General features: G+C 67.9%; 10 protein-coding genes. 3 read left to right on the top strand and 7 right to left on the bottom strand.

The features are described from left to right. Positions 1 to 55: 55 nt before the first annotated feature. Positions 56 to 289: a DUF6480 family protein gene (locus tag AC5RVZ_RS21720; RefSeq protein WP_494067738.1), complete on the bottom strand. Its 234-nt coding sequence runs from the start codon at positions 287 to 289 to the stop codon at positions 56 to 58. Between the two features lie 119 nt (positions 290 to 408). Here AC5RVZ_RS21720 and AC5RVZ_RS21715 point away from each other — a divergent pair, with 119 nt between their 5' ends. Further along, complete coding sequence (locus AC5RVZ_RS21715; RefSeq protein WP_494067737.1) at positions 409 to 1,083, top strand: IMPACT family protein; 675 nt, start codon at positions 409 to 411, stop codon at positions 1,081 to 1,083. Next, the gene (locus AC5RVZ_RS21710) at positions 1,076 to 2,209 is read left to right on the top strand and encodes a class I SAM-dependent methyltransferase (RefSeq protein WP_494067736.1); all 1,134 of its coding nucleotides are present in this window, start codon (positions 1,076 to 1,078) and stop codon (positions 2,207 to 2,209) included. Before AC5RVZ_RS21715 ends, AC5RVZ_RS21710 begins: the two co-directional genes overlap by 8 nt. A 9-nt stretch (positions 2,210 to 2,218) precedes the next feature. Here AC5RVZ_RS21710 and AC5RVZ_RS21705 read toward each other — a convergent pair whose 3' ends face one another. The 4 genes from AC5RVZ_RS21705 to polA all read right to left on the bottom strand — a co-directional run bounded on the left by AC5RVZ_RS21705 (position 2,219) and on the right by polA (position 8,712). After that, positions 2,219 to 2,527 (bottom strand): PRC-barrel domain-containing protein, encoded by a 309-nt coding sequence (locus AC5RVZ_RS21705; RefSeq protein WP_494067735.1) that lies wholly within the window; start codon positions 2,525 to 2,527, stop codon positions 2,219 to 2,221. Between the two features lie 232 nt (positions 2,528 to 2,759). Continuing rightward, on the bottom strand, positions 2,760 to 4,232 hold the full coding sequence (gene rpsA, locus AC5RVZ_RS21700; protein WP_493980210.1) for a 30S ribosomal protein S1: 1,473 nt from the start codon (positions 4,230 to 4,232) through the stop codon (positions 2,760 to 2,762). Positions 4,233 to 4,519: 287 nt separating this feature from the next. Next, positions 4,520 to 5,830 carry a GNAT family N-acetyltransferase gene (locus AC5RVZ_RS21695; RefSeq protein ID WP_494067734.1) on the bottom strand — a complete coding sequence of 437 codons (1,311 nt, stop codon included), beginning with the start codon at positions 5,828 to 5,830 and terminating at the stop codon, positions 4,520 to 4,522. A gap of 107 nt (positions 5,831 to 5,937) precedes the next feature. Further along, complete coding sequence (gene polA, locus AC5RVZ_RS21690; RefSeq protein WP_494067733.1) at positions 5,938 to 8,712, bottom strand: DNA polymerase I; 2,775 nt, start codon at positions 8,710 to 8,712, stop codon at positions 5,938 to 5,940. Between polA and AC5RVZ_RS21685 the strand changes: the two genes are divergently transcribed. Further along, entirely contained in the window at positions 8,711 to 9,220 is a 510-nt protein-coding gene (locus AC5RVZ_RS21685; protein WP_494067732.1) for a hotdog fold thioesterase, read from the top strand. The two genes, polA and AC5RVZ_RS21685, sit on opposite strands and share 2 nt — an antisense overlap. A 117-nt stretch (positions 9,221 to 9,337) precedes the next feature. Here AC5RVZ_RS21685 and AC5RVZ_RS21680 read toward each other — a convergent pair whose 3' ends face one another. Further along, positions 9,338 to 11,089, bottom strand: coding sequence for an HNH endonuclease (locus AC5RVZ_RS21680; RefSeq protein WP_494067731.1), 1,752 nt, complete (start codon positions 11,087 to 11,089; stop codon positions 9,338 to 9,340). A 512-nt stretch (positions 11,090 to 11,601) separates the two neighbouring features. After that, entirely contained in the window at positions 11,602 to 12,150 is a 549-nt protein-coding gene (locus tag AC5RVZ_RS21675; RefSeq protein WP_494067730.1) for a dihydrofolate reductase family protein, read from the bottom strand. Positions 12,151 to 12,177: the final 27 nt, after the last annotated feature.

Here is a 12,177-nt window from a genome sequence, read left to right as displayed (position 1 = left end):
CAGGCGCCGCGCCACCGCGTGTCCAGCCTCCCCCGGGCTTTAGTGCCCGGGCCCGCTACTCCTCGTGCCCTTGGTCGGCGCTCATCTGGTCTTCGGCGGGCGGAGTTTCTCCGGGCGGAACGCCACCGCCTGGTTCCAGCCCGGTGATGTTCTGGCTCTCGGGATCAGGGTTGGCCGAGTCGCCTTGGTCGGCCGATGCCCGGCCTTCGTTGACGCCGTCGGGCGCGGCCGGGCCGTGGCCCTTGCCGCCTGAAACACGCGGGTCGAATTCCGGTTGGTTTTTCGCCATGGTTCCGCCGTTCGTTGCGTTTTCCGGCCGCCCCGCGGGCGCGGCCCTGTGCCACCCAGACTAGGCACGCGCGGGACCGCCGGACAAGGGCCCCGGGCGGGCGCACTAGGCTGGATCCTATGGTTCCCCCGTCCCCCGGCAGCAGCTACACCACCGTAGCCGGCGAGCAGCGGCATGAGATCGAAATCAAACGCTCGAGGTTCATCACGGTGCTGCGCCGGGTGGAAACGGAACAAGAGGCCCGCGGCCTGGTCGCGGAGCTGCGCCGCGAATTCCACGACGCCCGGCACCACTGCAGCGCCTTCCTGCTGGGCCCGGACCGGGGCGTCCAGCGCTCCAACGACGACGGCGAGCCCGCCGGTACGGCCGGGGCGCCCATGCTGGAGGCCCTGCTCAAACGCGAGACGGCGCCCGGGCTGACGGACCTCAGCGACGTCGCGGCCGTCGTCGTCCGCTATTTCGGGGGCATCCTGCTGGGAGCCGGAGGACTGGTGCGGGCCTATTCGGAGTCGGTGTCGCAGGCCGTGGCGGCAGCGCCGCTGGTCCGGCGGCGCCGGATGCGCCTGTTCGCGGTGCCGGCGGCCCACGCCCACGCCGGGCGTTTGGAAAATGACCTGCGCGCGGCCGGCACCGTGGTGCTTGGCAGCGAGTACGGAGCCGACGGGGTCCGGATCAGCCTGGCGATCGACGACGAGCCGGCGGTCATTTCCCGGGTCGAGGAGCAGCTTGCCGCGCTGACCTCGGGTGGTCCGGCCGCGGAACCGCTGGGCACGGAATGGGTGGACCTTGACTGAGCGGCCCGCGTTCGATTTTTCCGAGCTCCGGCGCTGGCCGGATGTGGAGGCGGACAACCTCTTCGCCTACGACGCGGCCGACAGGTTGCTGCTGGACACCGCCGCGCCCCTGTTGGACGGCGTGGACGGCAGCCGGATCACGGTCGTCAACGACCACTACGGGGCGCTCACGCTGGCCCTCGCGGCAGCCGGCAAGCACGGCATGCGCGTGGTCCAGGACCCGCTCAGTTCCGAGCGGGCCCTGGCCAACAACGCCGCGCGGATGGGACTGGCGGGCTACCGGAATTGCCTGCTGGAACCGGCGGCGTTCGACGGCGCAGGGCTCGTGCTGCTGCAGCTGCCCCGCGCGCTCGATGCGCTGGAGGAGATCGCCGGCTGCATCGCGGCGGCCGCCTCGCCCGGCGTCACCGTCCTGGCCGGCGGGCGCGTCAAGCACATGACTACGGCGATGAACTCCGTGCTCGGCGCCTCCTTCTCCTCGGTTTCTGCAGGGCTGGCGCGGCAGAAGGCACGCGTGCTCACGGCCACGGGACCGCTGCCGGCGACGGGCGGGCGCTTTCCCCTGGCCGAAGAGCACGACGTCGGGCTGCCGGTTCCGCTGCGGCTGCTTGCCTTCGGCGGCACGTTCGGCGGGCCCAAGCTGGATCCCGGCACCCGGTTCCTGCTGCCCTTCTTGGCGGGCGCCCGGCAAGCGGACCGCGCCGTCGACCTCGGGTGCGGCAACGGATCCATCGCCGCCTATCTGGCCCTGTCACGCCCGGGAATGCGGGTCCTGGCAAGCGACCAGTCGGCCTCCGCCGTCGCGTCGGCACGCGCCACGGCGGAAGCCAACGCCGTGGCGGACCGCGTGCAGGTCCTTAGAGACGATGCGCTGTCCTCCCTGCCGCCGGCCTCCGAGCAGCTGGTGGTGCTCAACCCGCCGTTCCATATCGGCAATGCCGTGCACGCGGGCATCGCGCTGAAACTCTTCGCCGACGCCGGGCGGGTGCTGGGGCCGGCCGGGGAATTGTGGACTGTCTGGAACAGCCACCTGGCCTACAAACCGGCGCTGAACCGGCTGGTGGGGCCAACCCGGCAGGTGGCGAGGAACTCCAAGTTCACGGTCACCGTCAGCACCCGGCGCTGAGAAGCGGCTCTAGACGCCGTAGTACCTGCGCAAGTCGGCCTCTTCCGCCGGGCTGAGGCTGTCGGATGCGTCCGGCGAGGGCGAGTCCTTGATGGTGTCATGGCTGTAGGCGACGTACACGTCGCGTGATTCAATGCGGGCTCCGGCGACCGGGACGAACTTCTCGCGGCTGTCGGCCAGGCCCAGGCCAACGGTGAGCCAGGTGATGGTTCCGGTCACCGGATCCTGGTGGACCTGCCCCACCACGCCCAGTTTCTGCTGCTCGCTGTCCCACACTGTGGATTGCTGCAAGGCGTGAATGTCGACTTTTTCTGCCATGTTCTCTCCATTCCGGCCAACGGCCTGCGTGGGTGTCCGTACGTTCCTCACCCTAAATCCCACGCCTGCACCGGGCAAGGACCGGAGCGGCCCCCGAACGGACACCGGCCGCGCAGCGACGGCTTGCCGGCGCTCCGGGAAAGGCGCCGGAGACAGCAGGAACCCCCGCACCCTGGGGTGCGGGGGTTCCTCAGTCAGCGGTGCCGGGTTGCCCCGGCGCCGAGGGCCGTTGTTACTGGCCGGTCAGCTTCTCACGCAGTGCAGCCAGGGCTTCGTCGGAAGCCAGGGTGCCGCCGCTGGAGGCCGGAGCCGCCGGGGCGTCGGAGGAGTAGCTGGTCGGAGCGGCCTCGGACTCGCTCGGAGCCTCGGCTTCCTCTGCCATGGAGGCAGCAACCTGCTTCTTGTGGGCTTCCCAGCGCGCCTGGGCGTCGGCGTACTGCTGCTCCCACGCGGCGCGCTGCGCCTCGTAACCTTCGAGCCACTCGTTGGTCTCCGGGTCGAAGCCCTCCGGGTACTTGTAGTTGCCCTGCTCGTCGTACTCGGCAGCCATGCCGTAGAGGGCCGGGTCGAACTCGGAGCCCTCCGGGTCGACGCCCTCGTTGGCCTGCTTCAGGGACAGCGAGATGCGGCGGCGTTCCAGGTCGATGTCGATGACCTTGACGAAGACCTCGTCGTTGACGGAGACAACCTGCTCGGCCAGCTCCACGTGGCGCACGGCCAGCTCGGAGATGTGGACCAGGCCCTCGATGCCGTCTTCGACGCGGACGAACGCACCGAACGGAACCAGCTTGGTGACCTTGCCCGGGACGATCTGGCCCAGGGCATGGGTGCGGGCGAAGGTCTGCCACGGGTCTTCCTGGGTGGCCTTCAGGGACAGGGACACGCGCTCGCGGTCCAGGTCCACCTCGAGCACCTCGACGGTGACTTCCTGGCCAACCTCGACGACCTCGGACGGGTGGTCGATGTGCTTCCAAGACAGCTCGGAGACGTGCACCAGGCCGTCGACGCCGCCCAGGTCCACGAAGGCACCGAAGTTGACGATGGAGGAGACGACGCCCGGACGGACCTGGCCCTTCTCCAGCTTGTTGAGGAAGGTGGAGCGGACCTCGGACTGGGTCTGCTCGAGCCATGCACGGCGGGACAGCACAACGTTGTTGCGGTTCTTGTCCAGCTCGATGATCTTCGCTTCGATCTGCTGGCCGATGTACGGAGCCAGGTCGCGCACGCGGCGCATCTCGACGAGGGACGCGGGCAGGAAGCCGCGCAGACCGATGTCGAGGATCAGGCCACCCTTAACAACCTCGATGACGGTGCCGGTAACAACGCCGTCCTCTTCCTTGACCTTCTCGATGTCGCCCCAGGCGCGCTCGTACTGAGCACGCTTCTTGGACAGGATCAGGCGGCCTTCCTTGTCTTCCTTGGTCAGCACCAGGGCTTCGACCTCGTCACCGACGGAGACAACTTCGCCCGGGTCGACGTCGTGCTTGATGGAAAGCTCGCGGGAGGGGATGACACCTTCGGTCTTGTAACCGATGTCGAGCAGGACTTCGTCGCGGTCAACCTTGACGACAGTGCCTTCGACCAGATCGCCATCATTAAAGTACTTGATGGTCGCGTCGACGGCTGCGAGGAAGTCTTCAGCGGTACCGATGTCGTTGATGGCGACCTGCGGGGTACCGGGCTTCTCGGTGGAGGTGATGGTCATGTAGTAGGGGCTCCGATGTGGATAGTTTTCTGAGTTCCGCTGCTGCCCTGCGTCCCGGCGCGCAGCAGCATTGGCCAGCTGCAGCACACGGGATGCAATGCCGTTTACGGAAACGGACTGATGTGTTTTGGTGAAGCTCATGGAGCCTGCCTTCGGCGAAGGGCTCTCCATACGCATTACGCGCCCAATAAGTCTAACTGGTCGCGCCAATCCCGGCAAAGCGACGCGCCCTGTCAAGGCGCAGGTGCACGCCGAAACAGTACCCCCGGCCCCCCTTCCCTGGAGGGTCAAAAATGCGTGATGCAATACGGAGGGGTGTCCGTTGCGAACAGTCGGTCCATTCTGTACACCGCCTCCGCTGACGTACCGGAGAAGTGGCCGCCCGCCGCCAAGGTCCGCGCCTGGACTCCGCCCAGATAGAGCGAACCGAGGGAATCCACGGGCACTGTGGCGTCGACGTCCGCGTCCTCCGGCAGCACGTCTACCACTCCCCGGCCGTCCTTGACGGTCAGCCGGTAAGCGCCGCCGCAGATGTCCAGTGGATCGGTGATCCGCAGGGAGCACGAGCCGTCGTGCAGGTACGGCCTGGCTTGGAGGGCCGCTACCGGGTCCAGCACGCGCAGCCACAACACATCTTCGACCGCCGCCACCTCGTAGCCGCGGCTGTCGGCCAGGCCCCACGCCAGCGGATCCTCCACCGGCCCGAGCGGGAACTTGATCCGTTCCAATAGGTCCAGCGACCCGAGGTAACGCCACAATTCCAGGTATGCGTCCTGCCCGGCGGCAACCAGGTCAGCCACCTTCACGGTGTAGGGCTTGCTGTCCCAGCCGGCAAAGCGGTAGCTGACATAGCCGTCCGGCCGGCCGTCGCCGTCGTAATGGACGGCCGCCCGCAGCGACTTGTCTTCCGACGCCTTGTCCTCGCTCCAGCGGCCCGAGACCCGGAAGGCGTAACTGGCCTGGCGCCCGACGGAGCCAAGGGTCCGGGTGTGGAACCCGCTGAATATTTCCGGCGCCAGGTCCTGGAGCGAAGCCGGGTCGGCCAACTCCATCGTCCCCGTCGCGGCGGCGCGCAGCCCGAACCGTTCGCGGGCATCGATTTCCACTTCGCGGATGAACGTCGCCGCGCCAAACCCGAAGCGTCCGTAGATGGTGGCCTCGGAAGCGGTGAGCGCCGCCATCGCGAGTCCCCGGCCGGCCGCCTGCTTCAGGTCGTCGGTGATCATCCGCCGCAGCAGGCCGCGGCGCCGATGCGTCGCCCGGACCGTCACCGCGGTGATCAGGTGGGTGTCCAGCAGCCGCCCGCCGCCCACGTTGAGGGTGTTGACCATGGTGGCGTAGGTAGCGACAGGCACTTCGGGGTCCCACACGCCCGGCCGCTGCGTGTCGTCGTAGGCGCCCCAAAGGATCCGCTGGTCCGTGCCGTAGACCCGGGCGTAGGCGGCGATGTCGGAGGCATCGGGCTTGCCGTCGTGGAACCCGAACCTGACCGCTTCGAACCAGCCGAGGGTCCTGGCGTCCGGCCGGTCGCCGTCGAGCCCGGCGGCAAACCGGTCAATGCGGATGTCCTGGCGGGTTTCCTGGGTGTGCGTGGTCACGATCTTCGAGCCTAGCGGCACCTCCCCCGGTCCGCCAGGGGAGCCGCCGCCATCGCACAAAAGCGTCGCCGCCTCGGCGTGCCGGGGACGCCGGAGGCGGGACGTGCCTAGTGTCCGGCTTCCTGCCAGTTGGCGCCGACACCCACGGACACGTCCAACGGCACCGTCAGTTCCGCGGCGCCGCCCATCTGGGCACGCACCAACTTCTCCACCTGTTCCCGCTCCCCCGCCGCTACTTCAAGCACGAGTTCGTCGTGGACCTGCAGCAGCATCCGGGACTTCAGCCCCTGGTGGCGCAGCTCCTCGGAAACGCCGAGCATGGCCTTCTTGATGATGTCCGCCGCCGATCCCTGGATGGGCGCGTTCAGGGCGGCCCGCTCCGACATCTCGCGCAGCTGGCGGTTGTCGCTGGCCAGGTCCGGCAGGTAGCGGCGGCGGCCTTCGATGGTCGAGGTAAATCCGTCCACCCTGGCCTTGTCCACCACTCCACGCAGGTAGTCGCGGACAGCGCCGAACCGGGAGAAGTATTCCTTCATCAGGGTCCGCGCCTCGTCCACGGAGATGTTCAGCTGCTTGGACAGCCCGAAGGAACTCAGCCCGTACACCAGACCGTAGGACATGGCCTTGACCTTGGCGCGCATCTCGCTGGTGACGTCCTCCGGGGCGACCCCGAAGATGTGCGCACCGACAAACCGGTGCAGGTCCTCGCCCGAGCGGAAAGCCTGGATGAGGCCCTCGTCTCCGGACAGGTGGGCCATGATGCGCATTTCGATCTGCGAGTAGTCGGCGGTCAACAGCAGCTCGTAACCCTCGCCGACGACGAACGCCTCGCGGATGCGCCGGCCCGCCTCCGACCGGACCGGGATGTTCTGCAGGTTCGGGTTGAGGGAGGACAGCCTGCCGGTGGCGGCCACAGTCTGCGCGTAGGTGGTGTGGATCCGCCCATCATCCGCCACGGTCTTGCGGAGGCCTTCCACCGTTTGCCGCAGCTTCGAGGCGTCACGATAGGCCAGCAGCTGGACCAGGAATTCGTTGCCCGTCTTGGCGAACAGGTCGTTGAGCGCATCGGCGTCGGTCGAATAGCCGGTCTTGATCTTCTTGGTCTTCGGCAGCCCCAGCTCCTCGAACAGCACCGTCTGCAGCTGCTTGGGCGAGCCCAGGTTGATTTCCTTGCCGATGATGCCGAAGGCCGCCGAGCTGGCAGCGTCGATGGTCACGGTGAAGTCGTCCACCAGCCGGTCCAGCGCGCCGGCGTCCACGGCGATGCCGTCCAGTTCCATCCGCGCCAGTACCAGCGACAGGGGCAGGTCAAGCCCGCCCAGCAGTTGGTTGGCGCCGCGATCCACCAGTTGACCGGCGAAGTGTTCGCTCAGCTGCAGCGCGGCGAAGGCCTGCACGACGGCCGGTCCGGCCTTGTCATCCTCGGACAGGCCGAGCTCCAACTGCCCGTTGGCTGCGGTTTCGGGGGCCGCCACGGACATCTTCAGGTGGTACTGGGCCAGGTCGGCCAGTTCGTAGCTGCGCCGGTCCGGCTGGATGAGATAGGCCGAAATCGCGGTGTCGTCAACGACGCCCAGCAGCTCGAACCCGCGCCGCGAGAGAACCTTGTAGGCGTACTTGAAGTCGTGGACGACCTTCGGTGCGTCAAGGTCGGACAGCCAGTGTGCCAGCAGCTGCTCGGCGTCGGCGTCCAGCGAAGTCAGCGGCACGTAGGCCGCCTGGGCGTGGGCCACCAGGGCCAGCCCGACGGCGTCGTCCCCGCCTTCCGCGGTTTCGGCCACCAACTGCAAGGCAACGTTGTGCTGGTTGGTCTCCTCCAGCCATTCCTTCAGGGCGGCCGCATCGGTGACCACCGTGTGGGCGGGGGCATTGACCTCCGTCTCGCGGACGGCGTCCTCCTCGCCGAAAAGGTCGAAGAGACGCTTGCGCAGGGTGTTGAACTGGAGTGCATCGAAGAGTTCCTCGATGGCGGCCCGGTCGGGGTGCTGCAGCACCATGTGCTCCAGTTTCACGGGCAGGTCCAGGTCCCGGAGCAGGTGGTTCAGCCGGCGGTTGCGCTTGACGGAATCAACATTGGCCCGGAGCGCCTCGCCTACCTTGCCGCCAATCGAATCCAGGTTCTCCAGGATGCCCTCCACGCCGCCGTAGAAATTGATCCACTTGGCAGCGGTCTTCGGGCCCACGCCGGGAACGCCGGGAAGGTTGTCGGCGGTCTCACCGACGAGGGCCGCGAGATCGGCGTACCGCTCGGGCCGGACGAAGTACTTGGCTTCCACCGCGTCGGCGTCCATCGGCGGGATGTCGCTGATGCCCTTCTTCGGGTACAGCACGGTGACTTTGTCCGTGATGAGCTGGAACGCGTCACGGTCCCCCGACACCACCAGAACCTCCCAGCCGGACTTCTCCGCCCGCTCACTCAGGGTGGCGATGACGTCGTCGGCCTCGTATCCGTCCAGGGTGACGGTGGGGATCTGCATCGCCTCCATCACCTTGACGATCAGGTCCACCTGGCCGTGGAATTCCTCGGGGGTTTTGTTGCGGCCGCCCTTGTACTCGGAATACTCCTCGGTGCGGAAGGTGGGAGTGTCCAGGTCGAACGCCACGGCGATGTGGGTCGGTTCGCGCTGCTCGATCATCTTGATCAGCATGGAGGTGAAACCGTAGACGGCATTCGTGTGCTGGCCGGTATCCGTGGAAAAGTTTTCCACCGGCAGGGCATAGAACGCGCGGAACGCCATCGAATGGCCATCGATCAGCAGCAGGCGCTTTGGCCCCGATGCTTCGCTCTCCGGGCCGGAAACGGGGGCTCCCTCCGTCTCTACTGTCGCGGTGGCTGCTTCCGGTTTGTTAGTTTCACTCACACCTGCCAGCCTAGTTCCCATGAGCGACAAATTCACACCCGGCGACAGTGCTGCGGGACACTCGCAGGGCGCGCTTCCGGCCTCGGCCGCGGCCACGATCGCCGAACTGGTCGACGCCGGTGTCCCGGAACACTTGCACCGGTTGCTGATACACACCGGGGTGGGATCGCTCGTGGTGAAGATGGGCATCGTTTTCAGCGAGATGACGCCGCAGCGCATGGTGGCAACCATGCCGGTGGAAGGGAATACCCAAGTGGCGGGCATCCTGCATGGCGGCGCGCACGTGGTGCTGGCTGAAACGCTGGGGTCCTTCGCGGCGACTCTGCACGCGGGCGCCGGCCGCCACGCCGTCGGCATCGAAGTCGGCGCCAGTCATCACCGCTCCGTCTCCTCGGGACTGGTCACCGGCACTGCGACGGCGATCCAACTGGGGCGTTCGCTGACCGTGCACGAAGTCGTGATGACCGATGACGCCGGGCGGCGCCTCTCCACGGCGCGGATCACCAATTTGATCCGCGACAACGCGTAGGCACCCTTTGAGGCTTGGCCCCGCGAGTCTGAAGGCCGGATCGGGCGCACGGCTGGGATCGGCCAGGTGCCACTCCCCTTTGCGCTGGTTAGTGCCACTCCCCTTTGCGCTGATTGTTTAGGCGGCCGACGGGGCGAGCTTGTCCCTCGGGATTTTCACTACTGCCCAACCGCCGGCAGCGCACGCGCCCAGCCGGGCGCCGTCGTCGGCGTCGTCCCCGCTGTTAGTCGCGGCAGCGGCCAAAGCGCGGTGGATGATTTCGGCGCTCGCCGCCAAGGATGGGTGAGCCGTCCCTTGTGCCGACGTCGGTGCGCTTGCCGGCCGCCCCCCGGTTCTGGCCAGACCGTACCCTGACGCCCCGGTTGGCGGCGTGCCTGGTAGTGGTGGCGGGGTGGAGGTGTAGGTGTGTCCGGTGGGCGTGGTGGTTTCGACCCTGTGGTGTGGTCCCTCAATAGGGCGGCTGGACCAGCCTTCGGCTTCCTTTGACTGGTTGCATTGTTCGCACAGTCCCTGGCCGTTGGCCATGGTGGTTTTGCCGCCTTGTGACCAGGGCAGGATGTGGTCGATGTGCCGGATCGGGGCGTCGCACCAGGGCCTGGCGCAGACCGCGTCGCGGGCGTGGATCATCCGGCGCATCCCGTCGGGGAACTTCCGTGCGGCCGAGTCCATCCCCAACAGCTGCCCGGTCCCCGGGCTGGTGTAGAGGCGGCGGACCCAGATGTCTTCCACGGTGGCCTGTTGCAACACCTTGTTGCGTTGGGCCTGCTCGCGGGCGGTCTTCCACCCCGGTTCGGTCCCGGCCGGCGGCGCCTTCTGCCCAGCCCCACCCGGCGGCGCCTTCTGCCCGGTCCCGCCCGGCGGGCTGCCGTCGATTCGTCCTGCTGCCGGTGACCCGCTGTCCTGGGGGCCTGGGCCGGCAGCGTTCCGGCCGGGCGGGCTGCCCCCAGTGGTAGTTGCCGGTGGTTTTGTCGGTGGTTGTGCCGGTGCCGGCGGTTCTTGTGGCGGGCGGGTGAGGTTGCGGGCGTAGCGGGCCGGGACGATGCCGTGCCCGGTCAGCCAGGCCGGTTCGTTCTGGCCGTGGAGCAGGGTGCGGTCGGTCATCACCAGCTGGATTTCCAGCCGGGCCGGGTCGGCGGTGCTGCGCCCGGTGACGCGTTCGAACACGGTGTCGGCCATCAGCTGGCCCCGCGACCGGGGGTCGCCCATGCTGCGCAGCCGGTCCGCTTCCCGGTGCAGGGCGGCCATCACCGCCACCCCCTGGACGACCGGCAGCAGGGTCCGGACCGAGACCATGGTGTCGGGCTCGGGCCGGGAGGACACATGCCGGTCCGCTTCGGCCTTTGCGGCCCGGTCCACCACGGAGCGGGGATCGAGCCGGTAGGCGATGCGTTTGGCTTCGGCCCGCAGCGCCCGGTTCCCGAGCCCTTGCAGCCGGTCCCGGTTGCCGGCCAGCTCCCGGTCCACGCGGGCGCGGTGCTCCGGGGACAGGCAGCCGGTTTCCTGGGCCAGGATCTCGGCCCGGTATTCGTTCAGGCTCCCCGCGGCGAGGGCGGCCAGGGTGTGCGGCATCTGTGCGACCAGGGTCCGGGACAGGTTCAGCAGGACCGCGGCACGGTGCGGGGACTCGCGCCTGGCCAACCCGATCTGGGCGGCCACCCCGGCGCCCTGCCGGTCTTTCGGGATCCCGGCGGCGGCACGGCGGGCACGCACCGATTCCTCCAAAGCGACCTGCACCTTGGCCTGCGCGGCAGCGGCGGCAGCCTTCAAACCCTCCAACGCCGTAAGCTCCTCCACCAGTTCCCGCTCCGGCGCACCCACGTCGATGCCCTCGAGGGCGGCAGCCGCAGCGCGAACGGCGGCTGAATCCACCGGTGCGGAGTCCGGTCCGGGGTCCCGCCTCGAACCGCTGCCGGCAGACGATCTTGGAGCAAGCCCTGCTGCGGCGGGAGGTTCGGGTATGGCCGGGTCAAACATCTGAGCGTCTCAATCTTCAGCATGCGTACTGCATGGCCTCGACTACGAGCGGTCACGAACCCTGGACGGATCCGCAGACGCCACCGGCAAACCCACTGCCCGGCGGCCAACGATGGTGCTGAACTGCTACTGAAAACAGACTATCCGCCGCCACTGACAGTTTCGGAGGACGCAGGTTCAGTCGGACTGCGAGGCTGGAGGACCGCAGCGGCGCATCGCGGGGCCTGACAGCACGGTGTGGCCATGCAAGGAGAACGGTGCAGGCGCACCGCGGGGTGGAGGAACGCAGGGGGAGAACGCGGGGCCGGTCCGCGCGGCCACGGCGGACGTTACGGCTTGGGCCACGTGGTCCGAAGGCAGAGACGGCCCCACGCAAGGAGGACGCGCAAGGGGCCTTTCCGGTGTGGCTAGACCGCCACCGGATTGAGGTCGTAGTGCATCTCTACCAAGTCGCCCAAGATGCGGCTGCCGCGAAGCCGGGCCGGCGCCGTCGTGCTGGGGACCGGTAGCAGCGGTTGTCCGCCGCCCAGCATTACCGGCACCAAGGTCAGGATGAGTTCGTCCAGCAGGCCGGCCGACGCGTACTGTGCCGCAAGTTGCCCGCCGCCGACCAACCACACGTCTTTCTCGCCGGCGTCGGCGCAGATGTCATGGTGGAAGATACCCACCTCGCCTCGCACAAACGTGATGTCTGCTCCGGGGATGCCTGGCAGTTCGTGATGCGTGAAGACCCACGTGGGTGTTGAGCCGTAGGGCCATTCCTCCGGTGCCTCTTCCAGCACGAACTTGTACGTCTCAGAGCCCATGACGATGGACCCAATGCGCTGCATGAAGGTTTCGAAGCTGTCCTGGACGCCGGCGGCGTCGTTGAACTGCGTGAGCCAGTCGAGCTTGTTGCTGCGGTCGGCGATATACCCATCCACCGAGCTGCCGACGTAGTAGATAGTCCGGGCCATGGGCCCCATGCTAGCCAGCGGGTCGAA

This window comes from Arthrobacter sp. Cza30 (genome assembly GCF_059090765.1).
Note: the sequence above shows the minus strand (reverse complement) of the source record. Positions and strands in the feature narration are given on the sequence as shown.